This is a genomic window from Allobosea sp. BE125 (assembly GCF_031456075.1).
In the GTDB taxonomy this organism is placed as follows: Bacteria; Pseudomonadota; Alphaproteobacteria; order Rhizobiales; family Beijerinckiaceae; genus Allobosea.
Genome location: NZ_JAVDTY010000011.1, coordinates 204,551 through 227,984 on the forward strand (window position 1 = coordinate 204,551; position 23,434 = coordinate 227,984).

Annotated in this window: 22 protein-coding genes; 19 read left to right on the top strand and 3 right to left on the bottom strand. The window is 65.8% G+C overall.

Annotation, left to right across the window (positions count from 1 at the left end):
* Positions 1-16: 16 nt before the first annotated feature.
* From maiA to J2Y55_RS23135, 4 genes are all read left to right on the top strand, one after another.
* Complete coding sequence (maiA, locus tag J2Y55_RS23120) at positions 17-646, top strand: maleylacetoacetate isomerase (protein ID WP_310158384.1); 630 nt, start codon at positions 17-19, stop codon at positions 644-646.
* 55 nt (positions 647-701) lie between these two features.
* Positions 702-2,063: a homogentisate 1,2-dioxygenase gene (hmgA, locus tag J2Y55_RS23125; protein ID WP_310158316.1), complete on the top strand. Its 1,362-nt coding sequence runs from the start codon at positions 702-704 to the stop codon at positions 2,061-2,063.
* Positions 2,064-2,142: 79 nt separating this feature from the next.
* A complete protein-coding gene (gene fahA, locus J2Y55_RS23130) occupies positions 2,143-3,453 on the top strand; it encodes a fumarylacetoacetase (RefSeq protein ID WP_310158317.1) in 1,311 nt (436 codons plus the stop codon).
* Positions 3,453-4,550 (top strand): Bug family tripartite tricarboxylate transporter substrate binding protein, encoded by a 1,098-nt coding sequence (locus J2Y55_RS23135; RefSeq protein ID WP_310158319.1) that lies wholly within the window; start codon positions 3,453-3,455, stop codon positions 4,548-4,550. The genes fahA and J2Y55_RS23135 overlap by 1 nt, the downstream gene beginning before the upstream one ends.
* Positions 4,551-4,807: 257 nt before the next feature.
* Here J2Y55_RS23135 and J2Y55_RS23140 read toward each other — a convergent pair whose 3' ends face one another.
* Positions 4,808-5,680: a MurR/RpiR family transcriptional regulator gene (locus tag J2Y55_RS23140; protein ID WP_310158321.1), complete on the bottom strand. Its 873-nt coding sequence runs from the start codon at positions 5,678-5,680 to the stop codon at positions 4,808-4,810.
* Between the two features lie 101 nt (positions 5,681-5,781).
* Between J2Y55_RS23140 and J2Y55_RS23145 the strand changes: the two genes are divergently transcribed.
* The 7 genes from J2Y55_RS23145 (at position 5,782) to J2Y55_RS23175 (ending at position 13,130) form a co-directional block, all read left to right on the top strand.
* Positions 5,782-7,404: an ABC transporter substrate-binding protein gene (locus J2Y55_RS23145; RefSeq protein ID WP_310158323.1), complete on the top strand. Its 1,623-nt coding sequence runs from the start codon at positions 5,782-5,784 to the stop codon at positions 7,402-7,404.
* A 37-nt stretch (positions 7,405-7,441) separates the two neighbouring features.
* Positions 7,442-8,419 carry an ABC transporter permease gene (locus J2Y55_RS23150; protein ID WP_310158325.1) on the top strand — a complete coding sequence of 326 codons (978 nt, stop codon included), beginning with the start codon at positions 7,442-7,444 and terminating at the stop codon, positions 8,417-8,419.
* Complete coding sequence (locus J2Y55_RS23155; RefSeq protein ID WP_310158326.1) at positions 8,416-9,339, top strand: ABC transporter permease; 924 nt, start codon at positions 8,416-8,418, stop codon at positions 9,337-9,339. The genes J2Y55_RS23150 and J2Y55_RS23155 overlap by 4 nt, the downstream gene beginning before the upstream one ends.
* Positions 9,336-10,352, top strand: a complete 1,017-nt coding sequence (locus J2Y55_RS23160; protein ID WP_404979014.1) for an ABC transporter ATP-binding protein — start codon at positions 9,336-9,338, stop codon at positions 10,350-10,352. The genes J2Y55_RS23155 and J2Y55_RS23160 overlap by 4 nt, the downstream gene beginning before the upstream one ends.
* Positions 10,349-11,356 carry an ABC transporter ATP-binding protein gene (locus tag J2Y55_RS23165; protein WP_310158327.1) on the top strand — a complete coding sequence of 336 codons (1,008 nt, stop codon included), beginning with the start codon at positions 10,349-10,351 and terminating at the stop codon, positions 11,354-11,356. Before J2Y55_RS23160 ends, J2Y55_RS23165 begins: the two co-directional genes overlap by 4 nt.
* On the top strand, positions 11,353-12,225 hold the full coding sequence (locus J2Y55_RS23170) for an alpha/beta hydrolase family protein (RefSeq protein ID WP_310158329.1): 873 nt from the start codon (positions 11,353-11,355) through the stop codon (positions 12,223-12,225). The genes J2Y55_RS23165 and J2Y55_RS23170 overlap by 4 nt, the downstream gene beginning before the upstream one ends.
* Positions 12,226-12,299: 74 nt before the next feature.
* The gene (locus J2Y55_RS23175) at positions 12,300-13,130 is read left to right on the top strand and encodes an amidohydrolase family protein (protein WP_310158331.1); all 831 of its coding nucleotides are present in this window, start codon (positions 12,300-12,302) and stop codon (positions 13,128-13,130) included.
* Positions 13,131-13,298: 168 nt separating this feature from the next.
* Here the strand turns inward: J2Y55_RS23175 and J2Y55_RS23180 are convergent, their stop codons facing one another.
* Positions 13,299-14,135 carry a shikimate dehydrogenase gene (locus J2Y55_RS23180; RefSeq protein WP_310158333.1) on the bottom strand — a complete coding sequence of 279 codons (837 nt, stop codon included), beginning with the start codon at positions 14,133-14,135 and terminating at the stop codon, positions 13,299-13,301.
* Positions 14,136-14,218: 83 nt separating this feature from the next.
* Here J2Y55_RS23180 and J2Y55_RS23185 point away from each other — a divergent pair, with 83 nt between their 5' ends.
* The 8 genes from J2Y55_RS23185 to J2Y55_RS23220 all read left to right on the top strand — a co-directional run bounded on the left by J2Y55_RS23185 (position 14,219) and on the right by J2Y55_RS23220 (position 22,630).
* Positions 14,219-14,359 (top strand): hypothetical protein, encoded by a 141-nt coding sequence (locus J2Y55_RS23185; protein ID WP_310158334.1) that lies wholly within the window; start codon positions 14,219-14,221, stop codon positions 14,357-14,359.
* Between the two features lie 73 nt (positions 14,360-14,432).
* A complete protein-coding gene (locus tag J2Y55_RS23190; protein WP_310158335.1) occupies positions 14,433-15,521 on the top strand; it encodes a LacI family DNA-binding transcriptional regulator in 1,089 nt (362 codons plus the stop codon).
* Positions 15,522-15,585: 64 nt separating this feature from the next.
* Positions 15,586-16,461, top strand: coding sequence for a carbohydrate ABC transporter permease (locus J2Y55_RS23195; protein WP_310158337.1), 876 nt, complete (start codon positions 15,586-15,588; stop codon positions 16,459-16,461).
* Positions 16,451-17,314 carry a carbohydrate ABC transporter permease gene (locus tag J2Y55_RS23200; protein WP_310158339.1) on the top strand — a complete coding sequence of 288 codons (864 nt, stop codon included), beginning with the start codon at positions 16,451-16,453 and terminating at the stop codon, positions 17,312-17,314. Before J2Y55_RS23195 ends, J2Y55_RS23200 begins: the two co-directional genes overlap by 11 nt.
* A 23-nt stretch (positions 17,315-17,337) precedes the next feature.
* Positions 17,338-18,633 carry an ABC transporter substrate-binding protein gene (locus tag J2Y55_RS23205; protein WP_310158340.1) on the top strand — a complete coding sequence of 432 codons (1,296 nt, stop codon included), beginning with the start codon at positions 17,338-17,340 and terminating at the stop codon, positions 18,631-18,633.
* A 96-nt stretch (positions 18,634-18,729) separates the two neighbouring features.
* Positions 18,730-20,169 (top strand): FAD-dependent oxidoreductase, encoded by a 1,440-nt coding sequence (locus J2Y55_RS23210; protein ID WP_310158341.1) that lies wholly within the window; start codon positions 18,730-18,732, stop codon positions 20,167-20,169.
* Between the two features lie 80 nt (positions 20,170-20,249).
* Positions 20,250-21,905 (top strand): FGGY-family carbohydrate kinase, encoded by a 1,656-nt coding sequence (locus J2Y55_RS23215; RefSeq protein WP_310158342.1) that lies wholly within the window; start codon positions 20,250-20,252, stop codon positions 21,903-21,905.
* Complete coding sequence (locus J2Y55_RS23220; protein ID WP_310158343.1) at positions 21,902-22,630, top strand: SDR family oxidoreductase; 729 nt, start codon at positions 21,902-21,904, stop codon at positions 22,628-22,630. Before J2Y55_RS23215 ends, J2Y55_RS23220 begins: the two co-directional genes overlap by 4 nt.
* A 170-nt stretch (positions 22,631-22,800) precedes the next feature.
* Here J2Y55_RS23220 and J2Y55_RS23225 read toward each other — a convergent pair whose 3' ends face one another.
* Positions 22,801-23,430, bottom strand: coding sequence for a response regulator transcription factor (locus J2Y55_RS23225; RefSeq protein WP_310158345.1), 630 nt, complete (start codon positions 23,428-23,430; stop codon positions 22,801-22,803).
* Positions 23,431-23,434 lie beyond the last annotated feature (4 nt).

A 23,434-nucleotide genomic window follows, 5' to 3' on the forward strand; every position in this document is an offset into this window, starting at 1 on the left:
GCCGGGAGCGGGGGCGCTGTCCCTCCACGGCTATTTTCGCTCGAGCGCGGCGTGGCGCGTGCGCATCGCGCTCAACCTCAAGGGCCTCACGGCGACGCATGTCTTCCACCATCTGCGCCATGGCGAGCAGCGTGCGCCGGATTTCCTTCAGCTGAATCCGCAAGGATTGGTTCCTGTTCTTGAGCTGGCCGGAGGCGTTCTGACGCAGTCGCTGGCGATATGCGAATGGCTGGAGGAAACCCATCCGGTGCCGCCCCTGCTGCCCGAGCATGCGCTGCCTCGCGCGCTCGTCCGGGCCTTTGCACTGGCTATCGCGGCGGACATCCATCCCGTGCAGAACTTGAAGGTTCTGGCGCGGCTCCGGAGACTCGGTTTACCCGAGGCCGAGGTCACGAGCTGGGCGCGTGATGTCATCGCGGACGGGCTGAAGGCTTGCGAAGCGCTTCTAGCCGGTGCGCCGGGGCCGTTCTGCTTTGGCGCCTCGCCCACTCTGGCGGACATCTGTCTCGTTCCGCAGCTTTCCAACGCCCGCCGCTTCGGCTGCGATCTGTCGAGCGTGCCACGCCTGCTGGCGGCAGAAGCGAGCTGCATGGCGCTCGCCGCTTTTACTGATGCCGCCCCTGACAAGCAGGCGGATGCCGAGTGAGCCATCGCGCTGCCATCTGCTTCAAGATCGAACACCGCGAACCAAAGAGGCGACCATGAACGCTCCAGCACCATCGCCCCTAGGCCAGATCGCGTCGGGCTCGGGAATTACGGCGGGCTACATGTCGGGTTTCGGCAACGGTTTTGAGACCGAGGCGCTGCCCGGAGCCCTGCCGGTCGGCCGCAACTCGCCCCAGACATGTCCCTACGGCCTCTATGCCGAGCAGATCTCGGGCTCGCCTTTTACGGCACCGCGCACCACCAATGAGAGATCCTGGCTGTATCGGATCCGCCCGACCGTGGCGCATTGGGGACGTTTCAGCAGGATGGCTCCCGGTTTGTGGTGTTCGGCGCCGCATCCGGCCGCGGATCTGCCGATCGGGCCGCTGCGCTGGGACCCGCAGGAGATCCCGAGCGAGCCGATCTCCTTCATCGAGGGCATTCGCACGATCACGACCTGCGGCGATGTCAGCACGCAAAGCGGCATGGCGGCCCATGTCTATGTCGCCACACGCTCGATGCAGGACGAGTATTTCTACAATGCCGATGCGGAGATGCTGATCGTGCCCGAGCAGGGCCGGCTGAGGTTTCGAACCGAATTCGGCGTGATCGCGATCGAGCCCGGCGAAATCACCGTCATTCCTCGTGGCATCAAGTTCACTGTCGAACTCGTCGAAGGATCGGCTCGCGGCTATATCTGCGAGAATTATGGTGGCGCGTTGACCCTGCCGGAGCGCGGCCCCATCGGCGCGAACTGTCTTGCCAATCCGCGCGACTTCCTCACGCCCGTTGCCGCCTATGAGGACCGGGATGCGCGGGGCAAGATGATGGTCAAATGGGGCGGAAACCTTTGGGCCTGCGATCTCGCCCATTCACCGCTCGATGTCGTGGCGTGGCACGGGAACTATGCCCCGTATAAATACGATCTGCGTCGGTACGCGCCTGTCGGCCCAATCCTGTTCGATCATGCCGATCCCTCGATCTTCACCGTGCTGACCTCGCCCTCCGAGACGCCGGGCACCGCCAATATCGACTTCGTCCTGTTCTCCGACCGGTGGCTCGTGGCGGAGAACACCTTCCGGCCGCCCTGGTACCACATCAATGTCATGAGCGAGTTCATGGGGCTGGTCTACGGCGTCTACGACGCCAAGACCGAAGGCGGTTTCGTGCCGGGCGGCATCAGCCTCCACAACAGCATGCTGCCGCATGGTCCCGATGTCGACGCTTTCGAAAAAGCCTCGAACAGCGAGCTGAAGCCCCACAAACTCGAGAACACCCTCGCTTTCATGTTCGAGAGCCGTTTCCCGCAGGCCGTGACCCCCTACGCCGCTGGCAACGGCACCTTGCAGCGCGATTATGGCAACTACGGAGCCAAGCTCGCCAAGCATTTCGATCCGGAACGTCGCGAACCGCGATAAGCGCCCTGCAGCGCGCAGAGCTCTGCGCGCATGGAATGCGACCTGAATGGATCGGCCCGTCCGAGCAAACAGTGACCCCATGAGACAGCGTATCGATGAAACGCACGATATCCAGCTGACGAGCTGGGTGGCATCGGCGAATGGTCATGCCGACTTCCCGATCCAGAACCTGCCGGTCGGCATCTTCACGGCCGAGGATGGTCGCAGGCGGCCCTGCACGGCGATCGGCGACAGCATCTTCGACCTTTCCGCCGCTTTGAGCGCGGGCTTGCTGTCGGGCGGGAGTGCGGCGTTCGTGGAGGCCGCCGGCAGCGGGGTGCTCAATGATGCCCTGGCATTGGGCTCAGCCTCACGACGCGCGTTGAGAACCAGGCTCTCCGAATTGCTTCGGACGGGCGCGGTCGAGCGCTCCAGGGTGGAGCCGATGCTGCACCATGCCTCCTCCTGCAGCCTGCCCTTGCCTGTCACGATCGGGGATTTCACCGACTTCTTTGTCGGCATCCATCACGCAAGAAACGTCGGCCAGCTCTTCCGCCCCGACAACCCGCTCTTGCCCAATTATAAGCATGTCCCGATCGGCTATCACGGACGCTCATCCTCCGTCGGCGCATCCGGCGGGTCCGTCCGCCGACCCAACGGGCAGACCAGGGGCGAGGGAGGTTCGCCGCCTGATTTCGGCCCCTGCCGCAAGCTCGACTACGAACTCGAGCTGGGTATCTGGATCGGTCCTGGCAACGATCTGGGAAGCCCAATTCCCATTGCGGAGGCGTCGGAGCACATTGCCGGCTTCTGCCTGCTGAATGACTGGTCGGCCCGGGATATTCAGGCTTGGGAGTATCAGCCCCTGGGGCCCTTCCTCGCCAAGAACTTCAGCTCGACCGTATCGCCCTGGATCATCACGCCGGAGGCGCTGGCGCCCTATGCGATAGCCCAGCCGGCGCGTCCCGAGGGCGACCCGTCGCCGCTTCCTTATCTCGTCGATGCCGATGATAGGCTGAGCGGGGCATTCGATATCGAGCTGGAGGTGCTGATTTCGAGCCGGAGGATGGCCATGCACGAGCTCGCCGCCCACAGCCTGGCGCTCTCGAATGCGCGCTACATGTATTGGACGGCAGCCCAGATCGTGGCTCATCACGCCAGCGGCGGGTGCAACCTCAGGTCCGGCGATCTCATCGGAACCGGAACGATATCGGGCCCTGCGCCCACTGAGGCCGGCTCGCTCCTGGAAGCAACCTTGGGTGGGCGGAACCCGATCCTGTTGCCAGGTGGCGAGGAACGGCAATTCCTCGAGGATGGCGACGAGGTTACCTTACGCGCCCGCTGCCGCCGGCCCGGCTTCGCCGCGATCGGTTTTGGCGAGTGCCGCGCCCAGATCCAGGCGGCGCCGTGATGCAGGCCGATGACGTCAGCCATCCCCGGCATCGCGGCAGGCGATCACAGCCAATCCCGGGGTCACGCAACCGAGTTTTACAAGAAGACATCACAAAGGGGGAGACGATGACCGATACCAACACACTGACACGCAGAAGCTTCCTGGCGGCAACCGGCGCTGGCGCCCTGGCCTTGGCTTCGCAGGCATACGCTGCCTATCCGGACCGGCCGGTCAAATGGATCGTGCCCTACGCTGCGGGCGGCGGAGCCGACATCATCGCGCGCCTCGTGGGCAGCGCGATGAGCGCGAAGCTGGGTCAAGCGATCGTCATCGAGAACCGGCCGGGTGCATCGACCAATATCGGGGCGGATGCGGTGGCAAAGGCGCCTCCTGACGGCTACACCCTGTTGACTGCGGATAACGGCACGCTGGTCAACAACACCGCCCTTTTCGCAAAACTCCCCTTTGATCCGGATCGCGACCTGAGGCCGATCGGGCTGCTCGCACGCTTCCATCTCGTCTTGACCGCAGCACGCTCATCGCCGATCGCGAGCGCGAAAGATTTCGCAGAGCGCGCCAAGTCGACGGCAGATGGCCTCAATTTCGGTTCGCCTGGAGTAGGCTCTCCGCATCACCTGACCATGGCGAGGCTGACACGGGATCTTGGATTGCGCCTGACCCATGTGCCCTATCGCGGGATGGCGCCGATGATCGCCGACCTGCTGTCAGGCAGCGTCGAAACCGGAATGGTCGACTATGCCGCAGGCGGCGAATTGATGCGCTCGGGCCAGGTTCGCCCTCTCGCCGTGTGCTCGCCCAAGCGATTGGCGGGTTTGCCGGACGTCCCGACGATCGACGAGGCCTATGGCCGATCGGCGTTCGAAGCCTATGCATGGCAGGGTTTGATGACGACCGGGAAGGCCTCCGACGAGGTGGCGGGAATCCTTGGCCAGGCTCACGCGGCGGCCTTGGCAGACGCTGCCTTGCGCGCGCGGATGAACGAGTTGGGCGTGGAGCCCTTGGCGGGCGGGCCTGCGGAATTCGCGCAGCTGATCCAGTCCGAAAGGACATTATGGGTGCCGCTCATCCGTGAGCTCGGGCTGAACCTCAACTAGGGTATCCCATACTCTTCACGGAGAGCTTAGAGCCCGTTTGGACATTCGAGCCCTCGTCCTGAGGCGCCGCGTAAGCGGCGTCTCGAAGGATGGTCCAGACGGTTGGGGAGCCTCCTGAAGCATCTCTCGAGACGCCATTCCCAAGGGAATGGCTCCTCAGGATGAGGGCTCAGGGAGATTCCAAACAATCACTTCCGGGGCATTTTCCCGCAGATGACGGGCGCCGGATTTCGCGGTCAATCGCGGTGGGCGCAGGGCTAATAGTGGAAGGTCCAGAGCAAGCTCTCGCTCAGGCCCTTCAGCGCCTCGACCGCGTCCGGGCGCTCGCGGGCCAGCGTGGTGATCAGCGCGTCGGCGACGGCGAAGGCGGCGGTCGGCGAGTTCGGCAGGAAGCTGTTGCGGGCCGGGGCGAAGAAGGTCATGTCGGCCAGCGGCACCAGCGGCGATGACGCTCCGTCGGTCAAAGCGAGCAGGACGGCGCCGCGCTTCCTGGCGAACTTGGCGAGCTCGAGCGTGTTGCGCGAATAGCGCGGCAGCGAGATCGCGATGACGACGTCGTCGGGCCCGGCCGAGAGCATATGGCGGACGGCGCGTTCCGGCCCGCCGCGCGAGGACGCGAAGACGACCTCGGCGTCGAGATAGAGCGCGAGCCCGTCCTCCAGGAAGGCGCCGACATAATAGCTCGCGCCGGAGCCGACGATGAAGACGCGGCGCGCTTTCAGGAGCAGGGCGATGGCGCGGTTGACCGTCTCCTCCTCCAGCGTCGCGATCGCCTCGTCGAGATTAGCGGCCTCACGCTCCAGGGTCGTCGCCATGGTGGCGAAGACCGAGCCCGCCGTGGCGCGGGCATCGGCGAGACCTTCCACCGGCCCCATCGCGACCTTGAGCGCCGCCGACAAGGCGGCGCGGAAGTCGCCATAATTGCGGTAGCCCAGGGCGCGGACGAAGCGGGTCACGGTCGCGGTCGAGGTGCCGCTCTTCTCGGCCAGCCCCTCGATCGTCACGGTTGCGGAATCGAGCGGGCTCTGCAGCACGAAGTCGGCCGCCTTGCGATGGCCCTCGCTGAGCGAGGGGTAGATCTGGGCGATGCGGTTGGCGAGATCCGTCGTCGGCTTCAGGGCGCGTGACATGGCATTCCCACTGATTGACGTCGGATCATTTTCATGTTTCCTAACTCCTGAAAATAAAGCTGTCAAAGAAACGACAGGCTCAGGGAACGGAGACGAAATCGATGCGTCAACGCGCGCTCATCACCATCCTGCTCGGCGCCACCCTGCTGAGCGCCAATATGAGCGCGCCGGCCATGGCGCAGACGCTACGCATCGCGCTCGCCTCGGAGCCGACCGCCGTCGATCCGCATTATCACGACCTCACCCCGAACAACGCGCTCGCGATGCATATCTTCGACGGGCTCGTGCTTCAGGATGAGAAGCAGGCGCTGCGGCCCGGCCTTGCCGCGTCCTGGGAGAATGACGGCAAGAATCGCTGGACCTTCAAGCTGCGCCAGGGTGTGACGTTCACGAACGGCAAGCCCTTCACCGCCGAGGACGTGGTCTTCACCTTCTGCCGCACGCTGAAGAACGAGACCAAGGTTTCCGGTTCCTTCGCCGACATCACCGGCAATTTCGCCTCGGTCGAGACACCGGATGCGCACACGCTCGTCATCAACACGACCGAGCCCGAGCCGCTGCTGCCGACCCTGCTCTCGGGCCTGCCGATCCTTACGGCCTCCATCGTCGAGCATGGCCCGATCAGCTACGACGTCGCCAAGAATTGCGGCGTCACCGGGCCCTGGCCTGCGGTCAATAATTTCAACGACGGCACGGCCGCGATCGGCACCGGGCCCTACAAGCTGAAGAGCTATGTGCGTGGCTCGGCGATCGAGCTTGAGCGCAACCCGAGCTATTGGGGCCCTGCCGAGCCATGGGCAACCGTGCGATTCCTGCCGGTGACCAATGCCGGCCCGCGGCTGGCCGGCCTGCTCGCCGGCGATTACGACGTGATCGAGAACCCCGCCGCGCGCGACCTTGCCCGGATCAAGGGTGACAAGCGCTTCGGCCATGTCATCACGCCCTCGACCCGGGTGATCTATTTCCAGCTCGACGTCGCCCGCGACGAGAGCCCCTTCGTCAAGGCGCCGGACGGCAAGAACCCGCTCAAGGACGCCCGCGTCCGCAAGGCGATGTCGCTGGCGATCGACCGCGACGCCATCGTCAAGCGCATCATGGATGGCGCCGCCGAGCCGGCCTACCAGTACCTGCCGACCGGCATGTCCGGCACGCTGGCGAACCCGCCCAAGCTTGCCTATGACCCGGCCGCGGCCAAGAAGCTGCTGGCCGAGGCCGGCTACCCCAACGGCTTCCAGCTCACCTTGTCCTCGACCAATGACCGCTACATCAACGACAGCCAGATCACCCAGGCCGTCGCGCAGTACCTGACCCAGATCGGCATCAAGACCGAGGTCGACGCGATGACGCGGGCGATCTATTTCCCGCGCCGCGCCAAGAAGGAATTCAGCGTCGCGCTCGGCGGCTGGGGCTCGGGGACCGGCGAGGCCGCCTCCTTCCTGCGGCAGTGGCCGCCGACCCCCAACGAGGCCAAGACGCTCGGCGGCTCGAATTATGGCGGCTACAAGAACGACGAATTCGACAAGGTGATCCGCGCCGCGGTGACGACGCTCGACGACACAAAGCGCGCCGAGTTGCTGCAGCAGGCGATGACGCTCGTCCTCGCTGACGGCGCCTTCATCCCGCTGCACTTCGAAAGCGGCATCTGGGCCTTCAAGTCCGAGCTGGCGGTCGCCGGCCGTGCCGACCAGTTCATGCTCGCCATGTCGGTGAAGCCGGCGAAGTAAAGCCGGCCGTCAGCTCTTCCACTCTTGGAGGTTCGGCATGACCGCCTATGTCCTGCAGCGGCTGATCCAGAGCGTGCTCGTGCTGCTCGCGGTCTCGGTCGTGGTCTTCTTCGCCGTCTACGGCATCGGCGACCCGATCGAGCTCCTGGTCTCGCCGCAGGTCAGCGATGCCGAGCGCCAGGCGCTGATCCGCCGGCTCGGGCTCGATCTGCCGGTCTGGCAGCAATACCTGACCTTCATGGGCAACGCCCTGAAGGGCGATCTTGGTCGCTCCTTCGTCCATGGCGTATCGGCGCTGCAATTGATCCTGGCGCGGTTGCCGGCGACCTTCGAGCTGGTGCTGCTGGCGATGACGCTGGCGCTCACTACGGGCATCCCGCTCGGGCTGATGGTCGGCCTCAACCCCGACAGCCGGCGCGCCCGCATCGTCATGGCGGGAACCGTGCTCGGCTTCTCCTTGCCGAGCTTCTGGAAGGGCATGATGCTGATCCTGCTCTTTGCCGTGCTGCTCGGCTGGCTGCCGACGGCAGGGCGCGGCGAGACGGTCTCGCTGCTCGGCCTCCAGACCAGCCTGCTGACGCTGGACGGGCTGCACCATATCGCCCTGCCGGCCCTCAACCTGGCGATCCCGAATCTCGCGCTGATCGTGCGCCTCGTCGCCGCCGGCACCGCGGAGACGATGACGCAGGACTATGTCAAATATGCCCGCGCCAAGGGTGTGCGGCCCCGGCGCATCGTCAATCGGCATGTGCTGCGCAACATCCTGATCCCGATTGTCACCGTGGTCGGCGTCGAGTTCGGCAGCCTCGTCGCGTTCTCGACCATCACCGAGACCGTCTTCGCCTGGCCGGGCATGGGCAAGCTCTTGATCGACTCGGTCTACCAGCTCGACCGGCCTGTGGTCGTCGCCTATGTCCTCCTGGCAACGCTGCTCTTCGTCACCGTCAATTTCCTGGTCGACGTGCTCTATGCCGCGCTCGACCCGCGGGTGAAGCTCGCCGGAGAGCAGGCATGAGCCTGGACTTGCCCCGCTCGGACTTGCCCCGCCTCGCCGGCCCAGCGCAGGCCGATACACCCTTGCGCGAAAAGGTCCTGCGCCGCCTGCGCAACCGGCCGACGACGCGCGGCGCCGTGATCCTGCTCGGCATCATGGTGGTGCTCGCTTTGCTGGCGCCGGTGATCGCGCCGCAGAACCCGCATGATCTCGGCGCGCTCAGCGTGATGGACAACCGGCTGGCGCCCGGCGAGCAGGGCATGGGCGGTTTCACCTATTGGCTCGGCAGCGATGCCCAGGGCCGCGACATGTTCAGCGCCATCCTCTACGGCCTGCGCACCAGCCTGCTCGTCGGCCTCGCCTCCACCATTGGCGCGCTCACCATCGGCATCCTCGCCGGGCTCACCGCGGCGCAGTTCGGCGGCGCGGTCGACGCCGTCATCATGCGCATCGTCGACTTCATGCTCGGCTTTCCCTCGATCCTGGTCGCGCTCGTGCTGCTGGCCTCGATCGGACGCGGCGTCGACAAGGTCGTCCTCGCCATCGTGCTGGTGCAATGGGCGCAATACGCCCGTCTGATGCGGGCGGCCGCGCTGGTCGAGCGGCGCAAGGAGTATATCGAGGCCGCCATCAATTTCGGCCTGCCGACCCGCCACATCATGCTGGCGCATCTGCTGCCGAACTCGGTCGGCGCCGTGCTCGTCGTCGCCAGCATCAGCATCGCTTCGGCGATCACGCTGGAGGCGACGCTGTCCTTCCTCGGCGTCGGCGTGCCGGTGACACAGCCCTCGCTCGGCCTCCTCATCGCCAATGGCTTCGAGTTCCTGCTCTCCGGCGAATACTGGATCGCCGTCTTCCCCGGCATCGCGCTGGTGCTGCTGATCATGTCGCTCAATCTCGTCGGCGACCGCCTGCGCCGCAGCTTCAACGTGCGCGCATGAGCTTCAACGTGGACGTGAGCAAAACCCCTCTCCTTTCCGTGCGCGGCCTCAAGACCGTGTTCCATGCGCAGGACGGCGCCTGGGCGGCGGTGGACGGCGTCGATTTCGATGTCGCCAGGGGCGAGGTGCTCGGCCTCGTCGGCGAGTCCGGCTCGGGCAAATCGGTGACCGGCTTCTCGCTGGTGCAGCTGATCGACCCGCCGGGCGAGGTCGTTGCCGGCGAGGTGCTGTTCGATGGCACCGATCTGCGTGCCGCCTCGCAGGAACGCCTGCGCCAATTGCGCGGCGACCGGATCGCGATGATTTTCCAGGATCCGCTGATGACGCTGAACCCGGTGCTCAGCATCGGCGAGCAGATGAGCGAGGCGATCCTCGAGCATCGCGACTGCAGCCGCGACGAGGCGCTGGCCAAGGCTGCACAGGCGCTGGCGCGGGTCGGCATCTCCTCGCCGGAGACGCGATTGAAGCAGTTCCCGCATGAATTCTCCGGCGGCATGCGCCAGCGCGTGGCGATCGCGACCGCGCTCCTGAACGACCCCGACCTGATCATCGCCGACGAGCCGACCACTGCGCTCGACGTCACCATCCAGGCGCAGATCCTCTACGAGGTGCAGAAGCTCTCGCGCGAGACCGGCTGCTCGGTGATCTGGATCACGCATGACCTTGCCGTGGTCGCCGAGCTCGCCGACCGGGTGGCGGTGATGTATGCCGGGCGCATCGTCGAGATCGGCGATGTCGAGACCGTGCTCGACCGGCCGCGCCACCCCTATACGCTCGGCCTGCTCAACTCCTCGGCCAGCATGGTCGAGCCGGGCGAGCGCCTGCACCAGATCGACGGCGTCGCGCCGCGCATCGATTCGCGCCCCTCCGGCTGCCCGTTCCGGCCACGTTGCGAGCGGGCGCTGCCGGTCTGCGCCGACAGCGATCCGCAGCCGCAGGCCTATGACGGCCGCACCCTGCGCTGCCACAACCCCGTGCCCGCAGCCCCCAAACCGAACCTGGTGGCGGCATGAGCGAGCCCCTGTTCGAACTGCGCGGCATCAGCAAATACTTCCGTGGCAAGGCCAATATCGCCGAGCGCATCCTGACCGCGATCGGCCGGCACGCGCCGCCTGCGACCCTCAAGGCTGTCGACGGCGTCGATCTCAGCGTCGCGAAGGGCGAAGTCCTCGGCTTGGTCGGCGAATCCGGCTGCGGGAAATCGACCCTGGCGCGCATCGCCACCGGCATCCTGCCGCCGACCGCGGGCGAGGTCTTCTACAAGGGCCGCTCGGCCGCGGCTCTGAAGGGCAAGGAGCGGCTCGATTATCTGCTCAAGGTGCAGATGATCTTCCAGGACCCTTACGCCTCGCTCGATCCGCGTATGCGGGTGAGTCGTATCGTCGGCGAGGCGCTTGCGGTCCACAAGCTCGTGCCGAGGGCGGAGCTCAATGGTGCGGTCGACCGGGCGCTGAGCGAAGTCGGGCTCGATCTGGCCTATCGCGAGCGCTACCCGCACCAGTTCTCCGGCGGCCAGCGCCAACGCATCGGCATTGCCCGGGCGCTCGCGGTGAAGCCTGATTTCCTGGTCTGCGACGAGCCGGTCTCGGCGCTGGACGTCTCGATCCAGGCGCAGGTGATCAACCTGTTCATGGATGTGCGCGAGCGGCACGGGCTGACCTATCTTTTCGTCAGCCATGATCTCGGCCTGGTCCGCCATATCAGCGACCGCGTCGCGATCATGTATCTCGGCCGCATCGTCGAGATCGGCAGCGCCACCGCGATCTTCGCCGAGCCGGCACACCCCTACAGCGCCGCGCTGATCAAGGCGATTCCCTCGGCGGCGCGGCGCAAGAGCAGCTTCCAGCCGCTGAAGGGCGAATTGCCGTCGCCGCTGGCCCCGCCCCCGGGCTGTCCCTTCCACCCGCGCTGCGAGCACGCCATGGCTGTTTGCCGCGAGGTCCGCCCGGACCTCGTCGAGATCGCGCCTGGCCGCAGCGCCGCCTGCCACCTGCACACCACAGGGAAAGCCGCATGACCACGCTTGTTCTCGATCCACTGGTGGGGCGCAGCACGCTGCCTTTCATCGACGCCCGTCACCCGCAGCGGCCATTGCAGGTCAATGTCTACCGGCCGGCACGCCATCGCCCGCAGGACGAGGTCGTTTTCGTCCAGCACGGCATGCTGCGCAATGGCGACGACTACCGCGACTTCTGGATCGAGGCGGCCGAAAAGCACAATTTGCTGATCGTCGCCCCGACCTTCGGCAACGACCATTTCCCGAGGGCGGAAGGCTATAATAACGGTCTCGTCGTCGGCGAAGACGGCGCCATCGCCGCAGAAGGCGACTGGCTCTATGCCGTGCCCGCCCGCGTGCTGGCGGCGCTGCGCCAGGCCGGCGTGACGACGCGCGACAAGGTCAGGCTGTTTGGCCATTCCGCCGGCGGCCAGTTCGTCCACCGCCTGCTGGCGACGCAAGCGCAGACGCCGTTCGAGACGGCCTTCGCCGCCAATTCGGGCTGGTACACGCTGCCGACGCTGGAGCGGCGCTTCCCGGAGGGCCTCGACGGGCTGCGCCTCGGCGAGGCGGAGCTGGCGCGCTGGCTGGCCTGGCCGATGGTGATCTTCGCAGGCGACCAGGACATCGTCACCAGCGATCCCAACCTGCCGGCGCAGTCCGAGGCCCTGGCGCAGGGGCCGATGCGCTATGCGCGGGCGCATTTCGTCCTCGACTTCGCCAGAGCGGAGGCGGCGCGGCGCGGTCTGCCCTGCAACTGGTCGCTGATCAGCGTGCCCGGCATCGGCCATGATGGGGCGGCGATGTCGCGCGCCGCGGCGGCCTACTGGTTCGAGGGCCGCATTCCGCCGGTCGAGGAGTTGAAGCCGGAGGCAGCGCCGGTGGCCTGAGGGTCAAGCCGGCATATGGCTGGTTACTGGATGGCTTTTGCCGATAGATATCGCGCAACATGGGTGTGATCGGCATGAGCGCATTTGAAGAACGCAAGATCGACTGCCACGTCCACATCCTGGATCCTGCGCGGTTCCCTTACGGGCCGGATGTGAAATATGAGCCATCGGGCCAGGAGATCGGCACCGCCGAGCAATTGGCGGCTGTCCGCACCTTCTACGGCGTCGAACATTGCCTCATCGTCGGTCCCAATTCCGGCTACGGAAACGATAATCGCTGCCTGCTGGACGCGATCAGCCGTGGCAATGGCAGCTATAAGGGCATCGCGGTCGTGCCAAACACGTGCGATCGCGAAACGCTCACGGCCCTGCAGGCGATGGGGATCGTCGGGGTCGCCATCAACGCGACCTATCACAGCGTCGCGTATTATGCCGATATCGCTCCGCTGATCGGCCATCTCGAAGCGCTCGGCATGTATCTGCAGATTCAGACGGAAGGCGATCAGTTTCTCGGCCTGCTGCCGCGTATCGAGGATCGCGCCGTCAAAATCCTCATCGACCATTGCGGGCGGCCGATCATTACTGACGGGCTGAAACAGCCGGGCTTTGCCGCGCTATGCCGCCTTGGCGCCAGCGGACGCTGCTTTATCAAACTCTCGGGCTTCGCCAAGTTCTCGCAGGAGCGCTTTCCGCATCGCGACGTCTGGCCCTTCATCGAGGCGCTGGTCGAGTCATACGGCCTCGATGGCTGCATGTGGGCCTCCGACTGGCCGCATCTTCGCGCACCGGAGCGAATGGATTACGGCCCGTTGCTTGGGATGGTCGATCTGCTGTTTCCCCGTGCCGCAGACCGGGCCAAGCTGTTGTGGGATACGCCGATGCGCCTGTTCCAGTTCGGCGCGTGACAAGGCTCAGAGCGTGTTTGGAAACTCCAGCCTTCATCCTGAGGAGCCGCGCAGCGGTGTCTCGAAGGATGCTCCAGATATCTCCGGAGCCTCTTGAAGCATCCTTCGAGACACGCTCCTGCGGAGCGCTCCTCAGGATGAGGGCTCAGAAGCTTTCCAAACGGGCTCTCAGAGCGTCGCCTCGATGGCGGCGCGCAGACCGGGCGTGATCTCGGGCATGACGCCGAACCAATTCTTGAACGCTGGCCGGGCCTGATTGAGCAGCATGCCCAGACCATTCACAGTGCGGTTGCCCCGCGCGCGCGCCGCTGCGAGCAGCGGCGTTTCCCGGGGCACGTAGATCAGGTCGGAGACGACAGCGGAGGGAGGCAGCTTAGCGAGGTCGAGATCGAGCGCCTGCTCCTTGCCCATGCCCTGATTGGTCGTGTTGACGAGCAAGGCGGCATCTCCGATGGCGTCGTGCCGCCGATCCCAGGCCAGAACCTTCACACCGAATTCCGCCGCAAGCTGCTCGGCCCGCGCCGCGGAGCGATTGCAGACGCGAATATCCGTGGCGCCGCGATCGGCAAGGCCGGCGATGACAGCCCGGGCGCCGCCCCCTGCGCCGATGACGATCACCGGCCCCGCATCCGCCGTCCATCCCGGCACGTCCTGGGCAAGCGACTCGGCATATCCGAACGCTTCGAAATTATGCCCTTCGAGACTTCCGTCGGGGGCGACGATGACGCAGTTCATGGCGCCGATCTGGCGTGCGATCGGAGAGACGCGATCGACGATGGACAGCGCCAGCTCCTTGAGCGGCATCGTCAGGTTGCAGCCGGAGAAGCCGAGGGCGGGCAGCGCCCGCAATGCTGCCGCCAGCCCCTCGGGTTTCACCGCAAGCGGGACATAAACGCCATTCAGGCCGTGCTCCCGCAGCCAATAATTATGCAGCACGGGCGAGCGCGAATGCATGATGGGATAGCCCATCACGCCGGCCATCAAATAGCGATCAGGCTGCTGCATGGTCGTCTCCCGAAACGCGGCGCGTTCACGCCTTCACTTTCGCGTCGATGCCAGGGACGTCGCATGGCTTCACCAGCACGGCAATGATCGACAGCACGAAAGCGGACGCATCCTTGTCGATGCAGCTGCAAAACCGCAAGATTGGATTTGCCCAGCACATCGAAGCCAAGGCCGCCTATTTCCGGACCGACACCATCGGCCGGCGCCGGGGGGCGAGCCCATGAGCAAGATATTTGCAAAGCCGCGAACAGCCTGTTAAACGTTTTACAGTAAAACGTTTAACAGGCTGCGGACCGCATGTCGGCAAAGCGCGTCACGATCAAGGATGTTGCGGCGCGCGCAGGCGTTTCGATCGCCACGGTGTCGAATGTCTTCAGTGGCAACAAGCCGGTGAATGCCGATCTGCAGGAGCGCGTGCAGAGGGCGGCGCGCGAGTTGTCCTATCAGGTTGACCGCGCGGCCTCGCAACTGCGTTCGGGCCAGGCCAAGGTCGTCGGCGTGCTCGTGCCGGATCTCGACGACGTGTTCTTCACCTCGCTCGTCTCGCAGCTCGAGGTCATGGCGCAGAAGGACGGCTACGACATCATCGTGGCCAGCTCGCGCGACGATATCGGGCTGGAGCAGTCGCGCTTGCGGACGCTGCTGGCCTGGCGCCCCTCGGGCCTGATCGTCATCCCCTGTTCGGATGCCGTCCCTGCCGGGCTGGACAGCGAGTTCGCGCGCCTGCCGATGGTGTTTGCCGACCGCGTGCCGCCGGACGGGTCGATCGTCGACACGGTCGCGATCGACAATTGCGAGGCCGGCGAGATCGCCGCCCGCCATCTGCTCGAGCTCGGCCACCGCGACATCGTCGTCGCGGCCTCAAACCTGGCGATTTCGCCGATTCGGGAGCGCGTCCGCGGCGCCTCCGCGCTGATCCGCGCGAGATTGGGGGCCGACCCGACCGTGATCGAGCTCGGATCGAATGCGGAGCGCGGCACGGAGGCCTTCGTGCACTGGCTCGAACGGCATAAGCGGCCGAGCGCGGTCATCGCCCTGACCAATGTCATCACGCTCAGCACATTGTCGGCATTAGCGCGGCTGCGCATCGATATCCCCGATCCGGTCTCCGTCGTCGGCTTCGACGACTATCCCTGGATGAGCGCGCGCAAGACCGGCCTTACCGCGATCCGTCAGCCGATCGCCGAGATCGCCGCCGCTGCCTGGGAGCGCTTGCGCCGGCGCATGTCCGGCGATGCCTCGCCGCCATTGGGCACGGTTCTGCAGACCAGCCTGCAGGTACGCGATTCCGTGCGCGATCTTTCGCCTGCCGCCAAGGACGACAGCGAAAGCCTCAGTCTGTTGCAGGACCAGGAGACGAAGACGGCGGTGAACGCCATCCACTGAAAGACAATGACGACGTGATCACCGGGCCAAGAGAGCCCGGATCAAGAGAGTTCCGGAGGAAATAGTGCAGCTTCCAACAACAGCACGGCTTCTGCCGCTGCTTGCGCCGGTGCATCTGCTCATCCTGAGCGTGATCGTGCTGCCGTCGCTTTATGTGGTCTGGCTCAGCCTGAACATGTCGAGCTTCGGCCAGGCGCCGAGCTTCGTCGGGCTGCAGAATTATGTTCGCGTCCTTGCCGATCCGGCCTTTCACCACGCCTTGCTGAACACGGTCGTGCTCGTCGTCGTCGCGGTCCATCTCGAACTCGCTGTTGGGCTCGGCATGGCGCTGCTCTTCGCCAGCGGCCTGCCGTTCCGCCGCTTCCTGCTCGTCGCGGTGCTCGCGCCTTACGCGGTGAGCGAGGTCACCGCCGTGGTGATGTGGCGCTTCCTGTTCGATCCCGATGCCGGGCCGATCACGCTGGCGCTGCGCGCGCTCAACCTGCCGACGCTGGATTGGTCGTTCGAGCCATCGCATGCGATGACCCTGATCGGGCTCCTGACGATCTGGCTGCACCTGCCCTTCACCTTCGTCATCGTCTATGCCGCGCGCCTTGCCATCCCCGCCGAACTCTACGAGGCGGCCAGGATCGACGGCGCCACGCGCTGGCAGGCCTTTCGGCGCGTGACGCTGCCGTTGCTTGCGCCCGCGATGCTGATCGCGCTGCTGTTTCGCTACATCTTCGCCTTTCGCCTGTTCTCGGAGGCGTGGCTGCTGACGAAAGGTGGTCCGGCCCGGTCGACCGAGGTCGTGGCGATCTATCTCTACCAGGAGGCCTTCAGCTTCAACGCCTTCGGCCCGGCCGCCGCGACCGCCTGGATCATGGTCGTGATCTCGCTCTTGCTGGCGGGTGCCTATGTCTTCCTGCTCAGGCGGGGAGGGCTCGCCCATGCTCACTGATTCTTGGCGCACCGATTCCTGGCGCACTGAGCGCTGGCTGATCGGGCTGGGCAAGGCGGTCGCGGTCGCAGCGATCCTGCTCTGGTCGCTGTTCCCGATCCTGTTCATCGCCGTCTCCTCGCTGAAGCCGGGGCAGGACATCTTCGCGGTGCCGCCGAAATGGATCTTCACCCCGACGCTGAAGCATTATGTCGAGCTCTGGCGCTCCTGGGGCGTCTTCTTCGACGCCTTGCTGAACAGCCTGCTGATCACGGTCGGCGCGACGCTGCTCGCGATCGTCGCCAGCACCTGCGCGGGCTATGTCTATTCCCGCCATTCCGGGCGCTGGTTCGGCGCCAGCATCGCCGGGCTGATCATCGTGCGCCTCATCCCGCCAATCGTGGTGACGCTGCCGCTGTTCCCGATCGTCAACACGCTCGGCCTCAACGACACGCATCTCGTGCTGATCCTGCTTTACGCGACCTTCTTCGTGTCGCTCGGCACGGTGCTGATGCGCACCTTCATGGACCAGATCCCGCGCGAGCTCGACGAGGCGGCCGCCATCGACGGCGCCAGCCGCCTGACGATCCTGCGCAAGGTGATCGTACCGCTGGCGATGCCGGGCGTGCTGGCGGTCGCAGTCTTCGTGATCGTGTTCTCCTGGAACGAGTTCCTCTTCGCCTTCGTCTTCACGGCCACGCGCGCCAAGACGGCGCCGCTCGTCATCTCCGAGATGATCGGCTCCATCGATGGCGTGGACTGGGGAATCCTCTTTGCTGCCTCGACCGTGCAGCTCGTGCCCGTCCTGCTCTTCGTCGTCTTCATGAACCGCTACCTCGTGGCTGGCCTCACCGCCGGTTCGACGAAGGGGTAGCCAACCATAAAAGGGAGGAAACCATGTCGAAGAAGCCTGAAACGAAACTGACCCGCAGAACATTCGTCGCTGGCACTATGGGCGCGGCAGCCGCGTTCTCGGTTCGGCCGGGGCTCGCAGCCGGCAAGACGCTGAACGTGCTCAGCCACAAGGTCCACCAGACCGTGCTGGGCTCCGGCGACGGCGATCTGCTGAAGGACTGGCTCAAGGCCAAGGACGCGGAGATCGCCTTCACGACCTTCGATTCCAACCCGCTGCAGGACCGGCTCTTCCGCGAGGCCAGCCTGAAGGAAACCGAATACGGCGTCGGCTATCTCATCGACAACCGCCCGACCTCTCAGATCGCGGCGCTGTTCGAGCCGCTCGAGCCCTATCAGAAGCAGGATGCGATCGAGGACTTCGCAGACATTGCGCCTGGTCTCGTGCAGGGCATGACGATCGATGGCAAGCTGATCGGCATCCCCGTCCGCCATGCCACGCAGGGCCTGTTCTACAACGAGGCGCTGCTGGAGGAGGCCGGCATCTCCGCACCGCCGACCACGCTCGAAGAGCTGATCGAGCAATGCAAGAAGACGACCTTCACCTCGAAAGCCGGCACGCCGGTCGTCGGCATGGTGCTGGCGAGCGACCTCGCCGTCTTCCCGGTGATGTTCGCACGCGCCTTCGGCGGCGATTTCATCAGCGCGGATCTCAAGCTCGTCCCCGATCGCGCGGCGATGGAAGCCGCGCTTTCGGCTCTGCGCGGCATGTTCGAGGCCGGCGCGCTGCCGCGCAGCTATGCCACTACCAAGAACGACGACCACGTCACCTGGATGCAGCAAGGCAGGGCGGCCTTTTCGCCGTTGCCCTTCGCCCGCGCCGCCCAGCTCAACAACCCCGACCAGAGCAAGTTCCCCGGCAGGATCAAGGCGATCGAGTTCCCCGGCTCCGCGACGATCAAGGGCAAGGTTCCGATGGCTTCCGTCGTCGAAGCCTGGGCGATGGCGATCCCCCGGAACGCCAAGGACAAGGCGCTCGCCTGGAGCTTCATCAAGGAGGTCTCGAGCAAGCGCGTGACGCTGGGCATGGCGATCAACGGCAATGGGCCGGTGCGCGTCTCGACCTATGCCGATGAGGGGTTGAAGGCGAAGAACGCGCTCGCCGCCGTCGAGGCCAAGGTCCTGGCGACGGCGCGCGGCGCCTTCCCGCCATTTCCCGAGGCTGCGCGCGCCCAGGCGACCTTCCTCGAGGAAGTCCAGCTCGCTGTTCTCGGGCGCAAGCCCGTCAAGGACGCCGTCTCCGCCATCATCGAGCGCATCAAGCCGATGATGCCGGCCTGATCCGACGAATAACGGCCGGCGCCTCGGCGCCGGCCCCTGCTCAGCCCATCGACTTAACCGCCAATCGACTCAATGCCAGTGGAAGGAAATCGCCTCATGTCCATGACCGGGGTTCGCTTCATCGAGGAGCCGGCGCGCTCCATCCCCGTCTCGGCCGAATACGACGTGCTCGTCGTCGGCGGCGGGCCATCGGGCCTCACCGCCGCGCTCGCCGCCGCCGAGGACGGCCTGCGCGTCGGGTTGATCGAGAGCCGCAGCTTCGTCGGCGGCAACATGACGATCGGCTTGCCGGTGCTGGGCTTCCTCGGCCAGAAGGGCAACCAGATCATCGACGGGTTGCCGCAGAAGTTCATCGAACGCCTGCGTCGGGAACGTGACGGTGCAAGCGAGCACCGGCCCTGCCCGCTGCATATGGGCATCACCCTGGTCGAGCCCGAAGCCGTCAAGACCGTGGCGCTGGAGATGCTGATCGAGGCCGGCGTCGATGTGCTGTTCTACACCTTCTTTGCCGGCGCGCTGGTCGAGAACGACGTTATCCGGGGCGTCATCACCGAGAGCAAGACCGGCCGCACCGCCATCCTCGCCAAGGTCGTGATCGACTGCAGTGGCGACGCCGACGTCGCCTACAGCGCCGGCGTGCCGACCGAAAAGGGCAATGCCGATGGCGGCATGCAGCCGCCGACGCTGATGTTCTGTCTCGCCGGCGTCGACACCGACGCACTGCGGATGAGCATCGCGAATGCTCCGCCCGAGGCGCGCACCTATCTCACCGATTTCATTCCCGCCGAGTATTTCGGCCAGAACCGGCAGTTCATCGTCGTCGGCATGCGCGAACTCATCGCCAAGGCCAAGGCCGAGCGCGGCCTGGCGATTCCCAACGAGCGCACGATCATCATCACCGGCCTGAAGAAGGGCGAGGTCTGGATCAACATGACCCGGGTCAAGGGCACTGACGGCACCAATGCGCGCAGCCTGACCAAGGGCGAGATCGAGGGCCGGGCCCAGATCGACGACATCGTGACCTATCTCGTCAACTATGTGCCGGGCTTCGAGAAGGCCTATTTCACCAAGACGGCGCCCTTCCTCGGCATCCGCGAGACGCGCCGCATTCTCGGTCAGTATGTGATGACGCAGGAGGATGTGCTGGCCTGCACGCATTTCGACGATGCGATCGCCGTGGCGAGCTATCCGATCGACATTCACCGACCCTCGGATGACGGCTGCACCCTGATCTGGTGCGGCGATTGCTACGATATCCCGTACCGGTCACTGGTTCCCCAGAAGATCGGCAATCTCCTGGTCGCCGGCCGCAGCATCTCGGCCACGCATGAGGCCATGGGCGCGATCCGCGTCATGGCGACCTGCATGGCGATGGGCGAGGCCGCCGGGCGCGCGGCCAAGATTTCGGTGCGCGGCAACCGCCCGCCGGCCGATATCGACCTCGAGGAGCTGCGCCGCCAGCAGCTCGACCATGGCGTCTATCTGCGCAACCCCGACGGCAGCCGCGCCGGACCGCCGAACCGGGCCGCGGCCTGACCGCAGCCTGACCGCTCTTGCGCGCGGTAGCTCTTGCACGGGGCGGCCATCGCCGCCCCCGCCGACAGGATCGCGAGGATATGACCGAGCATTTCATTGGCATCGACGTCGGCACCGGCAGCGCCCGTGCCGGCATCTTCGACCGAAACGGGCGCATGCTCGCGACGGGCAAGCGCGACATCGCGCTCTATCAGGACGGGCCCGATATCGCGGAGCAGTCGAGCGAGGATATCTGGCGCGCCGTCTGCGCCAGCGTGCGCGCGGCGATGGCGCAAGCGAAGCTCACAGCTGAGGCCATCGCCGGCATCGGCTTCGATGCGACATGCTCGCTGGTCGTGCTCGGGCAGAACGGGGCACCGCTGCCCGTCGGCGCCCATGGCGATGCGAGCCGCGACATCATCGTCTGGATGGATCACCGCGCCCTCGCGCAGGCTGAACGCATCAACCGCATCAAGCATCCGGTGCTCGCCTATGTCGGCGGCACGATCTCGCCCGAGATGGAAACGCCGAAGCTGCTCTGGCTCAAGGAGCATCTGCCGGAGAGCTATGATGCGGCCTGGCAGTTCCTCGATCTCGCCGACTTCCTGACCTGGCGGGCGAGCGGCTCATTGGCGCGCTCATCCTGCACTGTCACCTGCAAATGGACCTATCTGGCGCATGAGGCGCGCTGGGATGCCGGCTATTTCCTCCAGATCGGGCTCGGCGATCTGGCCGAGCAGGGTTTTGCGCGCATCGGCACTGAGATCGTTCCCGGTGGCACGGCCCTGGGCCAAGGCCTGACGGTGCAGGCCGCGGCCGATCTCGGTTTGAAGCCGGGCACGGCGGTTGCGGCCGGGCTGATCGACGCGCATGCCGGCGGTCTCGGCTCGGTCGGCGTCCGCTCCGAACATGGCACGGCTCTGACCCGCATGGCCTATGTCTTCGGCACCTCGGCCTGCACCATGGCGAGCAGCCGCGAGCCGATTTTCATCCCGGGCGTCTGGGGTCCCTATTTCTCGGCGATGGCGCCGGGGCTCTGGCTCAGCGAAGGCGGCCAATCCGCCGCCGGCGCGGCCATCGAGCAGTTGATCGGCTTCCACCCGGCCACGCCGGAGGCGCAACGCCTGGCCGCGAAAGATGGTCTTTCGCTGCCCAGCTGGCTGGCAGACCGCGCGGCTGCGGGGAGCGAGGACCTCTCCGATGCCGTGCGATTGGCGGAGAGCCTCGTCGTCGTGCCCGATTTCCTCGGCAATCGCTCACCGCATGCCGATCCGCAGGCGCGCGCCTTGATCGCTGGTCTTTGCATGGAGCGCGACCTGGACCATCTCGTTGCGCTCTATGTCGCGGGGCTCACCGGTATCGGCTATGGGCTGCGACAGATTCTGAAGGCGAGCAGCGCCCAGGGCGCCATGATCGAAGCGATCGTGCTCAGCGGCGGCGCGGGCCGCCACCCGCTGATCCGGCAATTGCTGGCCGACTGCGCCGGTTTGCCCGTGCTCGTGCCTGACGATGTCGACCCCGTCCTGCTCGGCGCGGCAATGCTCGGTGCGGCCGCGGCCGGCACCTTCCAGGATCTCGCCCAAGCCATGGCCGAGATGGCCCCAACGGCGAGCGCCTTCACACCAGCCGGCGGTGATATCGCCGCGCTGCATGACAGGCGGTTTGCCGCCTTCAACCATCTGCAGGACGCCGCGCGCGTGGCTGGTGACCTGATGCGCTCAACCGAAGATCACGCAGTATCGGAGTCGACCACGTGACGCAGCAACTGGCCGGAAAAACCGCCGCGATCACGGGCGCCGCCTCGGGGATCGGGCTCGCTTGCGCAAAGCGCCTGCTCGCAGCCGGAGCTTGCGTCATCCTGGTCGATCGCGACGAAGACGCGCTGGCTCGCATATGCGGGCCGCTCGGCGCGGAGGCGATACCGCTCGTCGTCGATCTGACCGATGCCGCTTCGGTCGCCGGCATGATGCCGCAGATTCTCGCAAGGACCGGCCAACTGGACATCTTTCACGCCAATGCCGGCTCCTATGTCGGCGGGCCGGTCAGTGACGGCGATCCTGATGCCTGGGACCGGATGCTGAATCTCAACGTCAACGCCACCTTTCGCAGCATCCACGCGGTATTGCCGCATATGATCGCGCGCAAGACCGGCGACATCATCGTCACGAGTTCGGTCGCCGGCGTCGTCCCGGTGGTGTGGGAGCCGATCTACACCGCCTCCAAGCACGCGGTGCAGGCCTTCGTTCATACCGTCCGCCGTCAGGTCATTCCGCACGGCCTGCGTGTCGGCGCCGTCCTGCCCGGCCCGGTCGTGACGGCGCTGATCGCGGACTGGCCGCGCGAAAAGCTCGAAGCCGAGCGTGCGGCCGGCGGCCTGATCGAGGCCGAGGAGGTGGCGGAGGCCGTCTTCTTCATGCTCAGCCGGCCCCGCAACGTCACGATCCGCGATCTCGTCATCCTGCCGCAAAGCACGGACCTTTAGCTGTAAGAGATCGTTTGGAAACTCCCTGAGCCCTCATCCTGAGGAGCGCTTCCGCAGGAAGCGCGTCTCGAAGGATGCTTCAGCAGGCTCCCGAACCATCTGGAGCATCCTTCGAGACGCCGCTACGCGGCTCCTCTGGATGAGGGCTCGAATGTCCAATCAGATGGGCTCTAAGACCTCGGGATGGCAGGCTTGGCCAGCCTGTCCGCCATGCGGATCAGATCCGCAAGCGTTGCGGCCTTCATCTTGCGCATGGCCTGGCCACGATGGACCTTCACGGTGATCTCGCTGAGGTTGAGCTCGGCCGCAATCTGCTTGTTGAGGCGGCCCTGGACGACGAATGCCATCACATCCCTCTCGCGCATCGAAAGCGTCTCGAAGCACGCCTTGATCTCGGCCAATGCCGCCTCGCCCGCGCGCCTCCCACGATCGATGTCGATGGCGGCACGGATCGCGTCGAGCAGGTCCTGCTCGCGAAAGGGCTTCAGCAGGAACTCGACGGCGCCGGCCTTCATGGCGCGCACGGCCATCGGCACATCACCATGGCCGGTCAGAAAGATGACCGGCAGGGGATCGCGCAATTTTGCCAGCTCCGCCTGGAAATCCATGCCGCTGGGCCCAGGCATCCTGACATCGAGAACCAGGCAGGAGGGCTGGTCGGGGCGACGAACCAGCGAGAATTCGCGGACCGATGCGAAGCACGCAACCGCATAGCCCACGGAGCGGAGCAGGCTGTCGAGCCCGTCCCGCACGGAGGGATCGTCGTCGATGACGAAGACGGTCGGGGTCTCCTGGCTCATGGTC

Bases quoted from the DNA above. Each gene is read 5' to 3' on its own strand.
- hmgA (WP_310158316.1), top strand. From the start codon at position 702: ATGAACGCTCCAGCACCATCGCCCCTAGGCCAGATCGCGTCGGGCTCG.
- fahA (WP_310158317.1), top strand. From the start codon at position 2,143: ATGAGACAGCGTATCGATGAAACGCACGATATCCAGCTGACGAGCTGG.
- J2Y55_RS23135 (WP_310158319.1), top strand. From the start codon at position 3,453: ATGCAGGCCGATGACGTCAGCCATCCCCGGCATCGCGGCAGGCGATCA.
- J2Y55_RS23140 (WP_310158321.1), bottom strand. From the start codon at position 5,680: ATGTCACGCGCCCTGAAGCCGACGACGGATCTCGCCAACCGCATCGCC.
- J2Y55_RS23145 (WP_310158323.1), top strand. From the start codon at position 5,782: ATGCGTCAACGCGCGCTCATCACCATCCTGCTCGGCGCCACCCTGCTG.
- J2Y55_RS23150 (WP_310158325.1), top strand. From the start codon at position 7,442: ATGACCGCCTATGTCCTGCAGCGGCTGATCCAGAGCGTGCTCGTGCTG.
- J2Y55_RS23155 (WP_310158326.1), top strand. From the start codon at position 8,416: ATGAGCCTGGACTTGCCCCGCTCGGACTTGCCCCGCCTCGCCGGCCCA.
- J2Y55_RS23160 (WP_404979014.1), top strand. From the start codon at position 9,336: ATGAGCTTCAACGTGGACGTGAGCAAAACCCCTCTCCTTTCCGTGCGC.
- J2Y55_RS23165 (WP_310158327.1), top strand. From the start codon at position 10,349: ATGAGCGAGCCCCTGTTCGAACTGCGCGGCATCAGCAAATACTTCCGT.
- J2Y55_RS23170 (WP_310158329.1), top strand. From the start codon at position 11,353: ATGACCACGCTTGTTCTCGATCCACTGGTGGGGCGCAGCACGCTGCCT.
- J2Y55_RS23175 (WP_310158331.1), top strand. From the start codon at position 12,300: ATGAGCGCATTTGAAGAACGCAAGATCGACTGCCACGTCCACATCCTG.
- J2Y55_RS23180 (WP_310158333.1), bottom strand. From the start codon at position 14,135: ATGCAGCAGCCTGATCGCTATTTGATGGCCGGCGTGATGGGCTATCCC.
- J2Y55_RS23185 (WP_310158334.1), top strand. From the start codon at position 14,219: ATGATCGACAGCACGAAAGCGGACGCATCCTTGTCGATGCAGCTGCAA.
- J2Y55_RS23190 (WP_310158335.1), top strand. From the start codon at position 14,433: ATGTCGGCAAAGCGCGTCACGATCAAGGATGTTGCGGCGCGCGCAGGC.
- J2Y55_RS23200 (WP_310158339.1), top strand. From the start codon at position 16,451: ATGCTCACTGATTCTTGGCGCACCGATTCCTGGCGCACTGAGCGCTGG.
- J2Y55_RS23205 (WP_310158340.1), top strand. From the start codon at position 17,338: ATGTCGAAGAAGCCTGAAACGAAACTGACCCGCAGAACATTCGTCGCT.
- J2Y55_RS23210 (WP_310158341.1), top strand. From the start codon at position 18,730: ATGTCCATGACCGGGGTTCGCTTCATCGAGGAGCCGGCGCGCTCCATC.
- J2Y55_RS23215 (WP_310158342.1), top strand. From the start codon at position 20,250: ATGACCGAGCATTTCATTGGCATCGACGTCGGCACCGGCAGCGCCCGT.
- J2Y55_RS23225 (WP_310158345.1), bottom strand. From the start codon at position 23,430: ATGAGCCAGGAGACCCCGACCGTCTTCGTCATCGACGACGATCCCTCC.